20 protein-coding genes are annotated in these 17,090 nt (G+C 67.2%); 9 read left to right on the plus strand and 11 right to left on the minus strand.

The window, feature by feature from the left end; all coding sequences use genetic code 11:
• Nucleotides 1-9: 9 nt before the first annotated feature.
• Nucleotides 10-1,071: an EamA family transporter gene (locus tag OVA06_RS18535; RefSeq protein ID WP_268160343.1), complete on the plus strand. Its 1,062-nt coding sequence runs from the start codon at nucleotides 10-12 to the stop codon at nucleotides 1,069-1,071.
• A 171-nt stretch (nucleotides 1,072-1,242) separates the two neighbouring features.
• Here OVA06_RS18535 and OVA06_RS18540 read toward each other — a convergent pair whose 3' ends face one another.
• Nucleotides 1,243-1,506 (minus strand): WXG100 family type VII secretion target, encoded by a 264-nt coding sequence (locus OVA06_RS18540; RefSeq protein WP_045731203.1) that lies wholly within the window; start codon nucleotides 1,504-1,506, stop codon nucleotides 1,243-1,245.
• A 224-nt stretch (nucleotides 1,507-1,730) separates the two neighbouring features.
• Here OVA06_RS18540 and OVA06_RS18545 point away from each other — a divergent pair, with 224 nt between their 5' ends.
• Entirely contained in the window at nucleotides 1,731-2,003 is a 273-nt protein-coding gene (locus OVA06_RS18545) for a DUF2277 domain-containing protein (protein WP_056080379.1), read from the plus strand.
• Between the two features lie 22 nt (nucleotides 2,004-2,025).
• On the opposite strand, the gene OVA06_RS18550 is transcribed toward OVA06_RS18545, so the two are convergent.
• From OVA06_RS18550 to OVA06_RS18575, 6 genes are all read right to left on the minus strand, one after another.
• On the minus strand, nucleotides 2,026-4,344 hold the full coding sequence (locus tag OVA06_RS18550; RefSeq protein ID WP_268160347.1) for a heavy metal translocating P-type ATPase: 2,319 nt from the start codon (nucleotides 4,342-4,344) through the stop codon (nucleotides 2,026-2,028).
• Between the two features lie 36 nt (nucleotides 4,345-4,380).
• A complete protein-coding gene (locus OVA06_RS18555) occupies nucleotides 4,381-4,620 on the minus strand; it encodes a heavy-metal-associated domain-containing protein (RefSeq protein WP_056080383.1) in 240 nt (79 codons plus the stop codon).
• Nucleotides 4,621-4,693: 73 nt separating this feature from the next.
• Complete coding sequence (locus OVA06_RS18560) at nucleotides 4,694-5,059, minus strand: metal-sensitive transcriptional regulator (protein WP_056080386.1); 366 nt, start codon at nucleotides 5,057-5,059, stop codon at nucleotides 4,694-4,696.
• A gap of 301 nt (nucleotides 5,060-5,360) precedes the next feature.
• On the minus strand, nucleotides 5,361-5,876 hold the full coding sequence (locus tag OVA06_RS18565; protein WP_056080389.1) for a universal stress protein: 516 nt from the start codon (nucleotides 5,874-5,876) through the stop codon (nucleotides 5,361-5,363).
• Nucleotides 5,877-5,928: 52 nt separating this feature from the next.
• A complete protein-coding gene (locus tag OVA06_RS18570) occupies nucleotides 5,929-6,678 on the minus strand; it encodes a class F sortase (RefSeq protein WP_268160349.1) in 750 nt (249 codons plus the stop codon).
• Nucleotides 6,679-6,788: 110 nt separating this feature from the next.
• Entirely contained in the window at nucleotides 6,789-7,550 is a 762-nt protein-coding gene (locus OVA06_RS18575) for a hypothetical protein (RefSeq protein WP_268160350.1), read from the minus strand.
• 288 nt (nucleotides 7,551-7,838) lie between these two features.
• Here OVA06_RS18575 and OVA06_RS18580 point away from each other — a divergent pair, with 288 nt between their 5' ends.
• The 3 genes from OVA06_RS18580 (at nucleotide 7,839) to OVA06_RS18590 (ending at nucleotide 9,498) form a co-directional block, all read left to right on the plus strand.
• Nucleotides 7,839-8,039 carry a hypothetical protein gene (locus OVA06_RS18580; RefSeq protein WP_056080394.1) on the plus strand — a complete coding sequence of 67 codons (201 nt, stop codon included), beginning with the start codon at nucleotides 7,839-7,841 and terminating at the stop codon, nucleotides 8,037-8,039.
• 72 nt (nucleotides 8,040-8,111) lie between these two features.
• The gene (locus OVA06_RS18585) at nucleotides 8,112-9,218 is read left to right on the plus strand and encodes a WD40/YVTN/BNR-like repeat-containing protein (RefSeq protein ID WP_268160352.1); all 1,107 of its coding nucleotides are present in this window, start codon (nucleotides 8,112-8,114) and stop codon (nucleotides 9,216-9,218) included.
• Nucleotides 9,211-9,498 carry a MoaD/ThiS family protein gene (locus OVA06_RS18590; RefSeq protein ID WP_015939011.1) on the plus strand — a complete coding sequence of 96 codons (288 nt, stop codon included), beginning with the start codon at nucleotides 9,211-9,213 and terminating at the stop codon, nucleotides 9,496-9,498. Before OVA06_RS18585 ends, OVA06_RS18590 begins: the two co-directional genes overlap by 8 nt.
• Before the next feature lie 88 nt (nucleotides 9,499-9,586).
• Here OVA06_RS18590 and OVA06_RS18595 read toward each other — a convergent pair whose 3' ends face one another.
• The gene (locus OVA06_RS18595; protein ID WP_261618941.1) at nucleotides 9,587-9,823 is read right to left on the minus strand and encodes a hypothetical protein; all 237 of its coding nucleotides are present in this window, start codon (nucleotides 9,821-9,823) and stop codon (nucleotides 9,587-9,589) included.
• Between the two features lie 150 nt (nucleotides 9,824-9,973).
• Between OVA06_RS18595 and OVA06_RS18600 the strand changes: the two genes are divergently transcribed.
• The gene (locus OVA06_RS18600) at nucleotides 9,974-10,378 is read left to right on the plus strand and encodes a hypothetical protein (protein WP_268160355.1); all 405 of its coding nucleotides are present in this window, start codon (nucleotides 9,974-9,976) and stop codon (nucleotides 10,376-10,378) included.
• Nucleotides 10,379-10,388: 10 nt separating this feature from the next.
• Here the strand turns inward: OVA06_RS18600 and OVA06_RS18605 are convergent, their stop codons facing one another.
• Together OVA06_RS18605 and OVA06_RS18610 are read right to left on the minus strand one after the other, a co-directional pair.
• Nucleotides 10,389-11,615 carry a pyridoxal phosphate-dependent aminotransferase gene (locus OVA06_RS18605; protein WP_268160357.1) on the minus strand — a complete coding sequence of 409 codons (1,227 nt, stop codon included), beginning with the start codon at nucleotides 11,613-11,615 and terminating at the stop codon, nucleotides 10,389-10,391.
• Between the two features lie 11 nt (nucleotides 11,616-11,626).
• A complete protein-coding gene (locus OVA06_RS18610) occupies nucleotides 11,627-12,136 on the minus strand; it encodes a GNAT family N-acetyltransferase (protein ID WP_268160359.1) in 510 nt (169 codons plus the stop codon).
• Nucleotides 12,137-12,283: 147 nt separating this feature from the next.
• On the opposite strand from OVA06_RS18610, the gene OVA06_RS18615 reads away from it, so the two are divergent.
• A complete protein-coding gene (locus OVA06_RS18615; RefSeq protein ID WP_268160361.1) occupies nucleotides 12,284-13,207 on the plus strand; it encodes an AEC family transporter in 924 nt (307 codons plus the stop codon).
• A gap of 75 nt (nucleotides 13,208-13,282) precedes the next feature.
• Entirely contained in the window at nucleotides 13,283-14,371 is a 1,089-nt protein-coding gene (locus tag OVA06_RS18620; RefSeq protein WP_268160363.1) for an ATP-dependent DNA ligase, read from the plus strand.
• A 190-nt stretch (nucleotides 14,372-14,561) separates the two neighbouring features.
• Here the strand turns inward: OVA06_RS18620 and OVA06_RS18625 are convergent, their stop codons facing one another.
• The gene (locus OVA06_RS18625) at nucleotides 14,562-15,881 is read right to left on the minus strand and encodes an MFS transporter (RefSeq protein WP_268160365.1); all 1,320 of its coding nucleotides are present in this window, start codon (nucleotides 15,879-15,881) and stop codon (nucleotides 14,562-14,564) included.
• A 310-nt stretch (nucleotides 15,882-16,191) separates the two neighbouring features.
• Here OVA06_RS18625 and OVA06_RS18630 point away from each other — a divergent pair, with 310 nt between their 5' ends.
• Nucleotides 16,192-16,995, plus strand: a complete 804-nt coding sequence (locus tag OVA06_RS18630) for an IclR family transcriptional regulator (RefSeq protein WP_268160852.1) — start codon at nucleotides 16,192-16,194, stop codon at nucleotides 16,993-16,995.
• Nucleotides 16,996-17,090: the final 95 nt, after the last annotated feature.

Raw genomic sequence — 17,090 nt, forward strand, 5'->3', positions numbered from 1 at the left:
GAGGCGACGGTGCCTGCCGCAAAGAACCATCCCGCCACGCCAAACCCGGTGGCACCCCGCCGCAGTTTCCTGGCCTCCGGCCTGGGCGTCGCCCTGTTCTCATCCGCCGTCTTCGGCACGTCGGGATCGTTCGGCAAGGCGCTCCTGGAAACGGGATGGTCCCCGGGCGCCGCCGTCACGGCACGCCTCACCGGCGCCGCGCTCATCCTCGCCATCCCGGCGGTTATCGCCCTGAAGGGCCGCTGGCACCAGCTGCGGGACAACTGGCTCACCATTGTGCTCTTTGGCCTGATCGGCGTCGCCGCGTGCCAGTTGTTTTACTTCAACGCCGTGGAGCGGCTCTCCGTGGGCGTTGCCCTGCTGCTTGAGTACCTGGCCCCGGTGATCATCGTCCTCTGGATCTGGGCGGCCAGCCGCAAACGTCCGCGCGCGCTGACCTTCGGGGGAACCCTGCTGTCGCTGGCGGGGTTGGTCCTGGTCCTGGACCTCACCGGTGCCGTGAAGGTGGATCCGGTGGGTGTCCTCTGGGGCATTGCCGCAGCGGTCTGCCTGGCCATGTATTTCTTCATCACGGCCAAGGAGAATGACACCCTGCCGCCCCTCGTGCTGGCATCCGGCGGCCTGATGGTGGGCGCCGCCGTCATGTGGCTGGCCGGCGCCACGGGACTGCTGCCCATGGCGTTCAACACGGCGGACACCGCGCTCGGTCCCTGGGTGACCCCGTGGTGGGTTTCGCTGTCCGGACTGGTGGTCCTGGCAACAGTGCTGGCATACGTCTCCGGGATCATGGCGGCCCGTGCACTGGGCTCCAAGGTGGCCTCGTTTGTCTCACTCACGGAGGTGCTGTTCGCCGTTATCTGGGCCTGGCTGCTGCTCGGCGAGCTGCCCGGTGCCATCCAGCTTGTGGGCGGTGTCCTCATTGTGGGAGGCGTCCTCCTGGTCCGGCTCGACGAACTCCGGGCTCCTGCCCCCACCCCGCAACCCTCGACCGGGCAGCCCTCACCGAAAGAACCCACGGCGAAGGTGGGCTCACCGCTCGAGCACGCGAACGACGTCGAACCCGTGCCCTAAGTGCCCCGGCATGCGCGGGTGCCTGCGCACCTCTGTCCGCGGAAGAGGTACGGGGAGGTCCGCCGGTACCTGGACCGTGGTTAAACGGGTGAGGGCCCGGACACCTTTCGGTGCCCGGGCCCTCGCCGTCTACAAACAGGATCCTGGCGACAGGTCCTGCGCAGCCAGTGCTTAGCGGGAAGCCTGGTCCTGCTCTTCGGCGTTGCGCTTGGCCTTGTCGCCGGCTTCCTTCAGTGCTTCGGCAACCTTGGTCAGCATGGTGGTGTGCTGGCCCGACCATTCGTTGCGGAACTTGTCAGCGTCGGGGCCTTCCCAGTTGGTGCTGCTCAAAACCTTGGTGAGAGTGGACTTCTGCGTCTCAATCTCGGACGCACCTGCCTGAAGCTTGCTGCCCAGCTGACGAAGCTGCTGAACGTCTGCACCCCAAATAGCCATCAGTATCTCCTTGTTGGTAAGTGGATCCGAACCAGGTCGGCATCCCCAGCGGCCCCCCGGCTCATCCGGAAGATCCATTGCCTAAAACCTATCCCGGCCCTCAAGGGAGTGTCGATGGGCACCCCTGCCCATGCTGTCCTCCCCATGGACGGACCTCCTCAACCTGCCGATCAAGCAAGCCTCGAAGGGTCGATCTTAGGCGCTCCAGAGCCTAGCATGGGCCTATGTGCCGGAACATCCGAACCCTTCACAACTTTGAGCCGCACGCCACCTCCGAGGAGGTGCACGCCGCCGCGCTGCAGTATGTCCGCAAAATCAGCGGAAGCACGAAGCCGTCCAAGGCCAACCAGGACGCTTTCGATGACGCCGTCCACGAGATCGCCCACATCACCCAGCACCTGCTGGACGCGCTGGTGACCCACGCGCCGCCGAAGGACCGCGACGAGGAAGCAGCCAAGGGCCGGGCGCGCGCCGCCGTCCGCTACGGCGCGGCCTGACCCTGCGCCTGCAAGGGATCCGCTACTTTCCGAAGCTCCGGAGCCGCAGCGAGTTGGCCACCACCAGCACTGAACTGGCGGCCATGGCAGCGCCGGCGATCATGGGGTTGAGCAGGCCGAGCGCGGCCACCGGGATCCCGACGGCGTTGTAGAAGAAAGCCCAGAACAGGTTCGTCTTGATGGTGGCCAGGGTCCTGCGGGACAGTTCGATGGCCTGCGGCACCTGGGCAAGGTCGTTGCCCATCACCGTGAGATCGGCGGCCTCGATGGCCACATCCGTTCCGGACCCCATCGCGATCCCCAGGTCCGCCTGTGCGAGGGCGGCGGCGTCGTTCACGCCGTCGCCGGCCATGGCCACTGTTGCTCCCGCGGCCTGCAGCGTGCGCACGGCCTCCACCTTGCCTTCCGGCAACACTCCCGCATACACATCGGCAGGGGGAATCCCGACGGCGGCTGCCACCTGGGCGGCTACGGCGGCGTTGTCCCCGGTCAGCAGGATGGGGCGCAGGCCAAGGTCCTTCAGCCGCGCCACAGCAGCGGCAGAGCCGTCCTTGACCGTGTCCCGAAGGCTGATGATTCCTGCGGGGACGCCGTCCACGGCCACCCAGACAGCCGTGGCGCCCGCCGCCTCCGCTTCCGCCAAAGCCTCCAGCTGCGCCGGGGACGGCTCGATGCCGTTCTCCCCGAGCCAGCCGGTGCGTCCGGCCAGGACCTGCCGGCCCTCAACGGTTCCGGTGACGCCGCCGCCCGGCGCGGAACGGAAGCCGTCGACGCCGGGCAGGCGGCCGTCGTCGTCCACTGCACTGCCGGGGCGGGCCGGAACGATCCCCTTGGCCGCCGCCGCAACGGCCCGTGCCACAGGGTGTTCCGATGCCGCCTCCACCGCCCCCGCGAGCCGCAGCACCTGCTGCTCATCGAAGGGGCCGAACGCGGTGGTGGAGCCGACCGCCAGTACGCCGGTGGTCACGGTGCCCGTCTTGTCCAGCAGGATGGTGTCCACCGTGCGGGTGTCTTCCAGGACCTGCGGCCCCTTGATGAGGATGCCAAGCTGGGCCCCGCGCCCGCTGCCCGTCAGGAGCCCCACCGGCGTGGCGAGGCCAAGGGCGCACGGGCAGGCAATTACCAGCACGGCGACAGCGGCGGTGAAAGCCTGGCGCAACCCGGCGCCGTCGGCATCCGGGCCGGCCGCAAGAAGCCACAGCAGGAACGTCGCCGCGGCAATGGCCAGCACCACCGGGACGAAGACGGCGCTGATGCGGTCCGCCAGGCGGGCGATGGGGGCCTTGCCGGTCTGCGCCTGCGAAACCAGACGGGCCATCTGCGCGAGGGTGGTCTCGGCGCCCACGCGGGTTGCCCGGACCAGCAGCCTGCCCGAGGTGTTAATGGTGGCGCCGGTGACCTTGCTGCCAGGGCCCACCTCCACGGGCACCGACTCGCCGGTCACCAGGGAGGCGTCCACGGCCGAGGTCCCATCGAGGACCACGCCATCGGTGGCGATTTTTTCGCCCGGACGGACCACCAGGACATTCCCCACCAGGAGCCGGTCCGCGGGAACCCGATATTCCACCCCCTCGCGAAGGACTGCGGCGTCCTTTGCACCCAGGTTGAGGAGGGCCTTGAGGGCATTCCCGGCCTTCTGCTTGGCGTTGGCCTCCAGGTAGCGGCCCAGCAGCAGGAAGGTGGTGACCACTGCTGCCACCTCAAAGTAGAGGCCGCCCGCGTCCATGCCTTCCATGCCCGGGTGCTCTGTCATCCGTGGATCGGCTGCCAGCTGCCAGGCCGAGAACAGGTAGGCTGCCGTCACGCCGATGGAGACCAGCGTGTCCATGGTGGAGGCCATGTGCCGGGCATTGACGGCCGCGGCCCGGTGAAACGGCCAGGCCGCCCACGTGACTACCGGCAGCGCGAGGACTCCTGCCGCCCAGCCCCAGTGTGGAAAATGGAACGCAGGCACCATGGATACCAGGAATACGGGAACCGTGAGGATGGCGGCCAGGACCAGGCGCGGGCGCAGCTGCGAGGCCGTGCCGCCGTGCGCCATGTGACTGTCCTGGTCCGTGCCACCCTCATCCGGTCCGCCGGTGTCCGCGGGGGCCGGCGGGATACGCACCGTGGCGGTGTAGCCGGCGGCGCTGACGGTAGCCACCAGCTGTTCGTCGGAGATCCCCTCCGGTGCCGTGACGTGGGCGGATTCCAGGGGGAGGTTGACCGAGGCCGCTACGCCCTCCAGTTTGCCGAGCTTCTTCTCCACCCGATTGACGCAGGACGCGCAGGTCATGCCCTCGATATCCAGTTCCACCACGCGGGTGCCGGGCGGTTGCAGCAGTTCCTGGTGGCCCATGCCGTCCTCTCAGGTTTGGTGCGGTGTGCGGGGGTCCTACGCTTCGTTGGCGACGACAAGGTAACCGGCCTCGGCCACGGCTTCTCCGATTTCGGAGGGTGACAGTTTGCCCGTGGAGGTGATGGTGACGGTGGAAATGCCGCCGGCGTTGAGGTCCACGTCCACAGCTTCGACGCCGGTGAGGGATTCGAGCTCCTCGCTGACGGCGGAAATGCAGTGGCCGCAGGTCATGCCGGAGACGCTGACTTTCGTGGTGGTGGGGGAGGTGGTGCTCATGGCTGCTCCTTCGTAGCGTCCGGCGGGTGGCCGGTATGGGTAGTGGATCGGGGCGTGAAAAATTTGCTGGCCGTCAGCGGAGCAGGCGGCCGATGGCTTCCGCAGCTTCTTTGACTTTGGCATCGATGGCCTCGGCGCGTGCTTCCGGGTCCGGCTCAGCAGCGGCGCCCACCACGCAGTGGCCGATGTGCTCTTCCACCAACCCCAGGCTGACTGCGTGCAGGGCCTTGGTGACGGCGGAAACCTGGGTGAGGATGTCGATGCAGTACTTGTCCTCGTCCACCATCCGCGCGATGCCCCGGACCTGGCCTTCAATGCGTTTGAGACGGCGCAGGTAGGCGTCTTTGTTAGCCGTGTACCCGTGCTCCGGTGCATGCTGCGCCTGCTCCTGTGCCCGCTCCGTGGGCGGCGCAGCTTCTGCTTCTTCAGTGGCGTCCATGGCATCAACCTATACCCCAACGGGGTATAGGCGCAAGTACCCCCTGGGGGTATACGGGGCGGACACGTCCAGGGCACAAAAAAGCTCCGGAGTGCGTTATTGGGGGATACGCACTCCGGAGCAGCTCTTGGGCAAACCCGGCATCCACTCTTCGCGGAACCGGCCTGCTTGACTCAGCTTACTGTCTGGTAGGGGACTCCGCCAGCACCCGGAATAATTACTTTCGCTTTATTTATCGGGCCCCGTTTGATGCCCACTTTGATGCGCTTTTACGCCCCATTCCCCGCTGGCTGCGGTGATTTCAGCTGTCCTGGTGTGCGGGCATCCTGTACGGAACCACCAGTACCGGCAGGCTCTGGTGGTGGCTGAGCCAGGCACCCACGGACCCGTTGAGTGCCTCCGAAAGCCGGTGCGAGAATCCCCGTTCCGAGGTGCCCACCACGATCATGGGCGCATTGGTTTCGGCGGCCAGCCGGGCCAGCGCCCGCGCGGGATCCCCGGCGAGCGTGCGCAGCGTCCATGCCACCGTTTCGCTGCCGGCAGGGACCTTATCCACAGCTGCCATGATGTCCGCCTTCAGCCCGGTGGTCAGGGCGCGGATGTCCTCGTCGTCGGCGTCCGGATGAAGGGAAAGCCGGTGGGCGGAGCGTGCCGGGTCCCATTCCACCAGGTAGCTGGCCTCGTCCACATACGCGCAGACCAGGGGCTGGCCCAGCCGGGCGGCCAGGCTGGCAGCGGTGTGGAGGACTTCCGGGTGCTGCTTCGGCATGATGCCCACCAGCAGCGGGGCGGTGCCGCTGAACCGTTCCGATGTCATAGCCCATTGTCCGCCCGGGATGCGGCAGGTGAACAGGTCCCGCCGGCCCTTCTCAGGGAACCGCGGGAGAGGCGGTGACCACCACGTTCTTCCCCCACGGATCCTGCGTGTAGCAGCTGATGAGGACCACCCTGTTGGGGACCATGTCCCAGATGGGGCTGTCCTTGAGGCTGGCCTTCACGTAGGTGGTCACGCTGTCCACCCGGTAAGGGATGGCTCCCGTGCCGGTCTCCACGGTGAACGTGTCGCCCACGCGGGCCGCTGAACTCAGGTGGTTGAAGGGGGCGTCCGCGCCGTCCCAGCTGTGGCCGATGACGTACGTGGTGTTGGCGGAGTTGCTGCCGGGTGTTCCGTAGGGCGTCAGCCAATAAGCGTCTTTGGTTTCCGGCGGAACGATGGTCTGGCTGGCAGCCGCGGCGGAATCAGGTTCCAGCGGGTGGACCGGAACGTCGAGATCGGCGGACGGGTAACTGATGCGGACCGGGGCCGCCGCTTCAGGGAGTCCAGGCTCCGGTGCCGCCTGCTCCGGCATCCCTGTGGCAGGCGTGCCAAGTGCCGGCGTCGTACCGCTGGACGCGGCAGCAGATGCGGGAGTGGCGGAAGGGACGGGTTCGGCGGTGGCCGGAGCGGCCGCCACGGCGTTGACGACGGCGGGAGGCTGGCCCTGCTGCAGGAGCGGGCCGCCGAACGTGATGCCCATGGCCGCCGTGACGCCGCACAGGAGGATCGCCAGGTCAGCGCGGTTCAGGCGACGCCAAGGCCGCCTTGGCCGCCCCGCGCGGCGGCTGTTCTCCTCGGCCATGGCGTTCCTCCGCTGGGTCGCTGGGGGGGTAGGAAGGAAGGCGTCCCGCCGGGCACTGGCGGAACGCCTTCCTTGTCAGGGGCCGCAGGGTTGCGGCGTTGACGACGGCGTCAGGGGGCCGTCGGTGAGGAAGCCGACCGGCGGCGGATGGCCACGGCAGCTCCGGCGGCGACCAATGCGCCGATGCCACCCAGCCAGGCGGGTGAGGCCGGGTTGCCGCCGACGGCGGTCTGGGCGTTGAAGCCCTGGTTGGTTCCCCTGCTGACGGGTGCAGCGGCCAATGCTCCCGTTGCCGGCTGCACCTGGGTGGCTGCGGGCTGGGCGGGCACCACCGGAGTCACCACTGCCGGAGCTGCGGCGGGCGGGACAACGGGCGTCACCGCCGGCGGGATGACCGCCGGTGGGCTGTCCACGGGTGGATTGACGACGGGTGGGTTGTCGACCGGCGGGTTGTCCACGGGTGGGTTATCGACCGGCGGATTATCTACAGGAGGATTGTCCACGGGTGGGTTGTCGACCGGTGGGTTATCCACGGGCGGGTTGTCGACCGGCGGGTTGTCCACGGGTGGGTTGTCGACGGGAGGCGCCGCAGCACAGCCGTTGTTGTAGATCGCCTGCCCCGCAGCGTCCCAGTTCTGCCCGTACTTCAGGCCGTCGTTGGGCGGAATGATGTCGTTGCCGTGATGGCCATGCCCGTTCAACGACGGGACCGGAACCGAGTTCACCGTGTAGTGCTTGGCATTCGAGCCCGAGCCCGCGTGGCAGATGATGATCTTAGCGTCATCGCTCCAGCCGCGGTCGGCCACGGCGGGGGCGGCGACAACGAGTGCCGCCAGGCCCACGGCGCCGAGTGTTCCAATGGTGCGTTTCATTGTTATCTCCCCAATTTTTGTCGTGAAACGGACCATGGCGGGGAAAGGCCAGCGGTGGCGCCCGTATGCCCCAGCAGCACGGTCAGCTTGCTTGAGTTTTCAGGCTAGGGGCGGCGCCCGGGGCAGGTCCTCAGTAGGGTGTACTCGTCTTTTCCGGACCCGCCGGCGGCCGGGTCACTTGCCGGTACCCGATCTTTGCCCGCAACTACCTGCGGGGGAGGGCGGAGCCTTGTCCCGGAATTCGCCCGCGCCTAACGTTGAATTCAAAGAAAGGCGGGTGGATCTGGCATGGAAATTTTCATGTGGTGGCTGGACCTTGACCTGGACAGCAAGGAATGGCTCCGGGAGAACCTTCGGACGGGTGAGCTGCCCTTGCCGGTGCTCCAGGGCATCGCCGAAGCCGGCGGACCGCACCCGGATAACCCTGCAGCCGTGCTGACGGCCGCCGACTGGGACTTCATCGAAACCCAGTCCGAGTTCGTCGATTAGGCAGCTGGCTGGACGGCCCTTCCCTTTTCCGTGCCTCCAAAACCGTTGCAGCCTGAACACGGCGGTGGTTGCATGGTGGGCATGGCAACCGCAGAGAATTTTGTCTTAGCGATCGGGACCAAGAAAGGCCTGTGGCTGGCCACCAGCCAGGACAGGCGCGAATGGTCCTTCACCGGCCCCCACTTCCTGATGGCGGAGATTCCCAGCGTCGGGATCGACACCAGGGGTGGCCGCACCCGGATCATGGTGGGAGTCCGCAGCGAACACTGGGGACCCACCGTGGCCCACTCGGACGACCTGGGCGCAACCTGGTCCGAACCCGAACAGGGGGCCATCAGGTTTCCCGAGAACACCGGGGCCGCCGTGGAACGCGTCTGGCAGATCTACCCTGACGCAGAGTCCCGGCCGGGCGTGGTGTGGGCCGGCGCCGAACCCATCTCCGTATGGAAATCCACGGACGGCGGTGAACACTTCGAATTGAACCGCGGCCTCTGGGACCACCCGCACCGCAGCGACTGGGGCGCCGGCTACGGCGGTGCGGCGGCACACTCCATCGTCGTCGATCCCGCCGGGGACACGGTGCACGTCGCCATGAGCACCGGCGGCGTTTACCGCTCGCTCGACGGCGGCACCTCCTGGGAGCCCCGCAACAAGGGGATCTCGGCGTACTTCATGCCGGACCCCAACCCAGAGTTTGGCCAGTGCGTCCACAAGATCGCGGCTGATTCCGCCGTGGAAGGCCGACTGTACGCCCAGAACCATCACGGCGTGTACCGCACGGACGACAATGCGGACACCTGGACGTCGATCGCCGATGGCCTGCCGGCGGATTTCGGATTCGTCATGCTGACGCACCCCCGCCGGGAAGGAACGGCCTGGGTGGTTCCGCTGAAAGCCGACGGCGAACGCATCCCTCCGGACGGGGAACTTGCCGTCCACCGGACGGACGACGCCGGAAGTTCGTGGAAGCGGCTCAGCAACGGCCTGCCGGGCAAGGAATACAACAGTGTGCTGCGGGACGCTGCGTCGGTGGATACCGCCGAGCCGGCCGGGGTGTACTTCGGCACCCGCGGCGGAACGGTGTATGCAAGCGCAGACGAGGGAGAAACGTTCTCAGAGGTGATCGCGCACCTTCCCGACGTCCTGTGTGTCCGGGCGGCAGTGGTGGCCGGTGCCTGACATTACGGTGGTGCTCCCCAGTGTCCTCCAGCCACTGGCCGGCGGGCAGTCCGTGCTGACTGCGCCCGCCGACGGGCCGGTGACCGTGGGGCAGCTCCTCGATTCGGTTACTGCCGGGTTCGCTGTGCTCGCCCGGCGGCTCCGGGATGAAACAGGTGCGCTGCGCCGGTTCGTGAACGTCTACGTGGACGGTGACGAGGTACGGCGCCTGCAGGGGCTGGATACCGAAGTTTCCCCGGGCCAGGAGGTGCTGGTGATCCAGTCGGTGGCCGGCGGCTGACGGTTCCCGCCGCGGCTGCGGGCAGTCCTTACTGACTGCGCCCGATGCCGCGCCACTGGTGTGCCGCCGTCGTGCGTCAAAAAATGGGTCAAGCGACGCGCCAGACCGTGCACTCGTCCGTATTGATGGCTTTGCGGAGGCCCGTGATCCGGTCCAGGATCCAGACGACGCCGATTCCTGGCGCTGTTTCCTGGACGCTGCCGCGGCGGATCACCACATCGTCGTAGGAGGGCCCCACGGACAGCCGGGCTTCGATTTCGTCACCGCGGTGGAGCTGGTCCAGGGTGCGGACTCTGGTTACATGCGTAGTCGCCTTCTTCAACATCGGGGCCTCCTGGCTGGAGCTGGTGCCGGCTCTTGCCTGCATTCACCAGTGTGGGCTGCGAATGTTGCGTCCCCGTTTCCCCGCGGTTAGCTGCCGGTTAGTTCTTGGCGCCGGGCCCGTAAATGTCCGGGCCACGCCTATGGTGGTGCCATGGAGATTCTGCAGGGGATCTGGGCCGTGGTGCTCGGGGCGGCGTCGCTGGCGCCCCTGGCGACGTTCGGCGTCGTCCTTGTTGCCTACCTGGCATACCGGCAGCGGGACAGGGCCGATCGCCGGGACCAATGGTGGAAACGGGCACAGTGGGCTATTGATGCTGCCTTGGACGGCCGTGACCCGCAACGCAGACTCGCGGGACTGAAAGTGCTGGTCCAGCTCATCGGCAGCGACCTGGCAACCCCCGAGGATGCGGACCTGATGAGCGCCCTGGCCGTAGGAATCCGGGATGAAGAGGGCAGCGGCCGGCGCGGGGCGGCCATCCCGCCGCCGATGCAGGGGCTGATCGTGGCTGAGGCGGAACGGCTGGTCGAGGCCGCAAGGGCCAAGGGCCGTCCCTGACCCCCTGCCTTTACGCCGCTTCGCGGTTGCGGTAGCTCGCCAGGAACGTCGAAATCCGGCGGACCGCTTCCTCGATGTCCAGGACGGAGGGGAGGATCACGAAGCGGAAATGGTCCGGGGTGGGCCAGTTGAAGGCCGTGCCGTGGGACACCAGGATCTTCTGGTCCTTGAGCAGGTCGATGACGAACTGCTCGTCGCTGGCGATGGGGTACAGTTCCGGGTCCAGGCGCGGGAACAGGTACATGGCCCCTCCCGCGGGGACGCAGGTGATGCCCGGGATGGCGGTCAGCAGTTTGTAGGCGAGGTCGCGCTGCTCACGGAGCCGGCCGCCGGGCCGCACCAGGGCTTCGATGCTCTGGTATCCGCCCAGGCAGGTCTGGATGGCATGCTGGGCCGGGACGTTGGGGCACAGGCGCAGGGAGGCGAGCAGTTCCAGGCCTTCCCGGTAGGCGGCGGTTGCTGCGAGGGGTCCGGTAACCGCCACCCAGCCGGCCCGGTAGCCGGGCATCCGGTAGGCCTTGGAGAGTCCGCTGAAGGTCAGGCAGCACACGTCCTCGGCCACGGCCGCGGTGTGGATGTGCACGGCGTCCCCGTAGAGGACTTTCTCGTAGATCTCGTCGGAGAACAGGACCAGGTTGTGCTTGCGGGCGAGGTCGGCGAACTGCTCCAGGATGCGGCGCGGGTAGACGGCACCGGTGGGGTTGTTCGGGTTGATGATCACGATGCCCTTGGTACGGCTGGTGATCCTGGCTTCGACGTCGGCCATGTTGGGCCACCAGTTATCGGCCTCGTCGCAGAGGTAGTGGACCGGCGTGCCGCCGGTCAGCGTCACGGCGGCGGTCCAGAGCGGGTAGTCCGGTGCGGGCACCAGGATCTCGTCGCCGTTCTCCATGAAGGCCTGCAGGCACATGGAAATCAGCTCGCTGACGCCGTTGCCGATGAAGATGTCCTCCACGCCGATGTTCATGAGGCCGCGGGTCTGGTAATACTGCGAGATCGCCGTCCGGGCGGAGAAGATCCCCTTCGAATCGCTGTACCCCTGGGCGCCCCGCAGGTGGTGGATCATGTCCACCACCACGGACTCGGGAGTCTCCAGGCCGAACGGGGCAGTATCGCCCAGGTTCATCTTCAGGATCCGGTGCCCCTCGGCCTCCATGTTCTTGGCTGCCTGGAGGATGGGTCCGCGGAGTTCGTACCGGACGTTCTGGAGTTTGCTGGAGTGTTGCATGGCGCGCATGGTTGATTTTTTCACAAAGCACGACGACGGAAGGCCGGTTCCTGCGCGAGTCCCCGCCCGGGCCGGTGCGCGCGCAGGAGAAGTCCCGTGCCGCCGTCGAACGTGGTGGTGTGAAACCGCGCAGCGCGGGCCACTTCGACGAAGCCCCACGCGCTGTGCAGGCCGATCGATGCGGTGTTTCCGGCATTCACCACGTACCAGGCATCCGGGGTGCGGTCCCAGATCCAGTGGAGCCGGGCCGCCGTGAGCGCGGCACCCACGCCCTGGCGGCGCTGCGACGGCCGGACGGTCACGCCGCCAAGGTAGTGGCCGGCGGGTGCGGGGCCGTCCGGATAGTCCCAGTAGTGGGTCTTGCCCCAGCCCACCACCTCGCCCCCGGATTCCGCGACCACGACGAGCCGGTTCGGGTCTGCCAGCGCAGCAGCCAGGGCCGAGGTCGCCGAAGGATTCCGTCCGCTTTGCCGGTCGGTGTCGAGGATGCCGGGCAGGTCCCCCTCTTCCGCTGGACGCACCGTAGCCATCGTTAACGTCTACCCTTCCGGGCCGGTCTGTGTCGAGGACATGGGCTCGCGATGCACCGCGGGAAGTACTTGACCGATAAGTTTGGTACTTGTAATACCGCTGGGACTGCGCGGGGCAGTAACGCGGGACGGGAAAGGAAGTACCCTATGGGCGGCGTGCTGGTGGGGCTTGCGGTGATCGGCGCCGTGATTGCGGTGGGCTACCTGGCCGCGCGGTGCGGACTGGGTGACGAACACACGGTCTCCGCGCTGACGAAGATCGCGTTCTTCATCACCAACCCGGTGCTCCTCTTTACCGTGGTGCTGGAATCTGACATCTCGGTGGTGTTCTCCGCCTATGTGCCGCTGGCCCTCCTCACGGCCACTGTCACCGCCCTGCTGTACGTCGCCGCAAGCCGAATCTGGTTCCGCCGCCCCATGGCTGACACGGCCGTGGGTGCCATGGCCAGTTCCTACGTCAACGCCAACAACATCGGCATCCCCATCACCCTGTACGCCCTGGGCGACGCCACACCGGTGGCTCCTGTGCTGCTGGTCCAGCTGCTCCTGCTGGCTCCCCTGGTCCTGACCGTCCTGGACCTCTCCGCCGCAGGCCGCTTCTCGCCGCGGCTGATGCTGACACAGCCCTTCCGGAACCCGATGATCATCGCAACCCTCCTCGGAGCCGTCCTGGCCGCTTTCCGAGTGAAGCTGCCCGAACCGGTCATGGCACCGCTGACGCTGCTGGGCGGTGCGGCGGTACCGGTGGTGCTGCTGGCCTTCGGGATGTCCCTCCGCGGCACGCGGATGCTCCGCAGCGGCGGGCACACGGCTGAAATCCTCACCGCCACCGCGCTGAAGTCCGCGGTAATGCCCGCAGTGGCCTACGTCGTTGGCCGCTTCCTGTTCAATCTGGAACCGCACATGCTCCTGGGTGTGGTGCTCATGGCCGCGCTCCCGCCGGCCCAGAATGTGTTCCTCTTCGCCAGCAGATACGGCAGGGGAATGGCGGTGGCGCGGGAGACCATCCTCATTTCGACGGCGGCAGCCGCCCCGGTCCTGGTCCTGATCGTCTGGCTCCTGGCCGGCTGAGTCCGGCGAAGGCCGCGCCGCGCCGCACGCCGCCGGGGGTACCGCCGCCGCCACTTGCCGGGCAAGAATGGGCACATGGAACTTCCCGTGATGCCGCCCGTCCCGCCCATGCTTGCCAAGGCCGTCAGCGGCATCGACGGTATTCCCCAGGGCGGAGGCCTCAGTTACGAGCCTAAGTGGGACGGCTTCCGGTCCATCATCTTCCGCGACGGGGACGAGCTGGAGATCGGCAGCCGCAACGAAAAACCAATGACCCGCTACTTCCCCGAACTCGTGGCAGCCCTCAAGGAAAACCTGCCGCCCCGCTGCGTGGTGGACGGCGAAATCATCCTGGTTGGTGCCTCCGGTGACAGGCTGGACTTCGACACCCTCCAGCAGCGCATCCACCCCGCCGCCAGCCGGGTGAAGCTCCTGGCCGAACAGACCCCCGCGTCGTTCGTGGCCTTCGACCTGCTGGCCCTGGACGGTGACGACTACACCGGCAGGCCCTTCGCCGAACGCCGGGCCGCCCTGGAAAAGGCGCTCGCGGCCAGCAAGGCCCCGGTCCACCTCACCGCAGCGACCACAGACAAGGACACCGCAGGGCAGTGGTTCGAGCAGTTTGAAGGTGCCGGGCTGGACGGCTTGGTAGCCAAGCGGCTGGACGGGACGTATGAGCCGGACAAGCGCACGATGTTCAAGATCAAGCACGAGCGCACCGCCGACTGCGTGGTGGCCGGCTACCGGCTGCACAAGAGCGGCCCGGATGTCATCGGGTCACTGCTCCTGGGCCTGTACAAGGACGACGGCGGCCTGGCCAGCGTGGGCGTGATCGGCGCGTTCCCGGTGAAGCGCCGGCAGGAGCTCTTCCAGGAACTGCAGCCGCTGGTGACCGACTTCGACAACCACCCATGGGCCTGGGCGAAGCAGGAGGAAGGGGAACGGACACCCCGCAACGCCGAGGGCAGCCGCTGGAGCGCCGGCAAGGACCTGTCCTTCGTGCCGCTCCGGCCCGAACTGGTGGTGGAGGTCCGCTACGACCACATGGAAGGCGAGAGGTTCCGCCACACCGCCCAGTTCAACCGCTGGCGGCCGGACCGGGACCCTGAGTCCTGCACGTACGCGCAGCTGGAGGAGCCGGTGAACTTCGATCTGGCTTCCGTGCTGGAAACCGGTAAGGCCTGACCGCCCACAGCATAAGGTCCTGGGCACAGCCTGGACCGGCGGCCGGGTACCCGGTCTGCGGCCGTCGTCGTGCACTCCTGCCCAGTTACCGGCACCCCACCGCTGCCGGTGGCATGGAAAAGCCCGCCGCCTCCGGGTTTTGCGGGAGGCGGCGGGCTTTGTCCGGTCAGTAACCGGGAAGGAACGTACGTTACTTGAGGCCGAGCTGCTTGGTGGGAATCCTGTACGACTCCTTGGCCGTCATGGCAGAAACAGCAGCGATGACGCAGATGACCGCGGTGAAGATGCTGATCTGCACCCAGCCGCCGGGCTTGATGCCACCCATGGCGGCCACGATGGCCGGGGCGAACCCTGCCATCAGGAAGCCCAGCTGGGTGCCGATGGCCAGGCCGGAGAAGCGGACCTTGGTGCTGAACATTTCGGCGTAGAAGGACGGCCATACGGCGTTGGCGGCGGCGTAACCGCAGGAGAACATACCGATCGCGGCCAGGAACATCAGCGGGACGTTGCCGGATTCCAGGCTCAGCAGGAACAGCGGGGTGAGCACCGCACTGGCCAGGGCACCGTAGATGTAGACGGGCTTGCGGCCGATCCTGTCCGCCAGCATGCCGAACAGCGGCTGGGTGCCCAGTGCCACCAGGTTGGCGCCCACGACGAGCCACAGGGTGGTGGTGCCGTCCACGCCGGCCACGGTCTTGGCGTAGCTGATGGCGAGGGTGCCGAACACGGTGGATACGGCGGCGATGAAGGCGCAGCAGATCACGCGGAGCACATCGCGCCAGTGGCCCTTGAGGAGGTCGGCCACGGGAAGCTTGGAGATCTGGGCGGACTTCTGGGCTTCCGCGAAGGCGGGCGGCTCGTGCAGGGTGCGCCGGATGAAGAACGCCACCACAACCACCACTGCGCTGAGCCAGAACGGGATGCGCCAGCCGATGCCGTACTTGATTTCGTCCGGCAGGGCCAGGACGGGGATGAACACCAGGGCCGCGAGGATCTGGCCGCCCTGCGTGCCGGTCAGGGTCCAGGACGTGAAGAAGGACCGGCGGTTGTCCGGGGCGTGCTCCAAGGTCATGGAGGAAGCGCCGGCCTGCTCACCGGCGGCGGAGAGGCCCTGGCAGAGGCGGGCCAGCACCAGCAGTGCGGGAGCCCACCACCCCACGGTGTTGAAGTCCGGCAGGCAGCCGATGAGGAAGGTGGACGCACCCATCAGGACGAGGGTGAACATCAGGACTTTCTGCCGGCCCACCCTGTCGCCGAAGTGGCCCAGGATGACGGCGCCCACCGGCCGCGCAACGTACGCGAAGCCGAAGGTGGCGAAGGACATGATGGCCGCGTTGGCGTCAGCGCTGGGGAAGAAGACTGTGGGGAAGATCAGTGCGGCCGCCGAGCCGAAGATGAAGAAGTCGTAGTATTCGACGGCGCTGCCCAGGAAGCTGGCGAGAGCGGCCTTCTTGGGGGTGCCGGCATGCGTGGCGGTGCCCGCTCCGGCGGAAGGAAGTGTCTGGCTCATGGAGTTCCTTTGTGTGACGACATTGTCGCGGATGGTTCAGGAGTCGCAGCCGCCGCGGCCTGGGTGCGGGCGGGGCGCGATGCGGCCGGAGTCCTTTCAAGACCCGAGCGAGTAGCCACATGGTGAGAGCTACTTGTGCGATACAGCAATGATGACTGTGAGGGGTGTCACTTGTCAAGAAAATAATCACCATCTAGAAATAGCTCTCACATTGTGGCAACATCGATGTATGAGTGTGAATCAAGCCACAATGGCCGATGATGTCCAGGATGATCCGACGGGCGAGGATGGCCCTGCCGGTGCCCCGGAAATGCAGGGCGAATCCCCGGATGCGGCCAAGGGTGCGGGCAGGAAAGGTGCCGAGCGGACCGACATGGTGGGCAAGGCCCTTGGCCTGCTGGTGCTTTTGGGTGATGAGCCGCGCGGGGCCAGTGCGGCCGAGATTTCGCGGCGCGCGGAGCTGCCCTTCAGCACCACCTACCGGCTCCTCGGTTCCCTCGCCCGCGATGGATTCGTGGACTACGAGCCGGATGGCCGGCGTTACCATCTGGGCCTGCGGATCTTCCAGCTGGGCCAGCGCGTTTCCAACCATCACGGTTTCGCCGGAGCTGCCATGCCGGTCCTTCGCCGGGTCACGGAACGGACCGGCGAGGCCACGATCCTCAGCGTCCGGGACGGCCATCACCACCTGACGGTCAACAAGGTGGACGGCCCGCAGATGTTCAGGGTGACCAGCGACCCTGGCCATCTGGGCTCGCTGTCCGCCACCGCCGTCGGCAAAGCCCTGGTGGCCTTTGCCGAAGACGCCGAGCGCGAGAAGCTCCTCGCAGAGCTGCCGCTCGAGCCACTGACGGAAAAGTCCATCTCGGACCGTGATGCCTTCCGCCGGGAGATCGACCAGGTGCGCCGCCAGGGCTACGCCGTGATGGACGAGGAAAACGAGATCGGCATGCGTGCCGTTGCCGTCCCGCTGCTCAACAGCCAGGGGCATGTTTTTGCGTCGCTGGCGACGGCGGCTCCAGTCTTCCGGATGACCCTGGACGAGCTGAAGGCGCATGTATCGCTCCTGCAGGATGCGGCGGCCGAGCTGGCCGCGCGGCTTCCGCAAAGGTAGTCCCGCGCCGCCGATGTTCGCTAGGCGAACACTAGTGCGCAGAATGAACAATTGCTGTACTGTAATCCCTGTCACCGGCATGCCGCCCCGCGGCC

This window comes from Pseudarthrobacter sp. SL88, from assembly GCF_026672455.1.
Classification (GTDB): Bacteria; Actinomycetota; Actinomycetes; order Actinomycetales; family Micrococcaceae; genus Arthrobacter.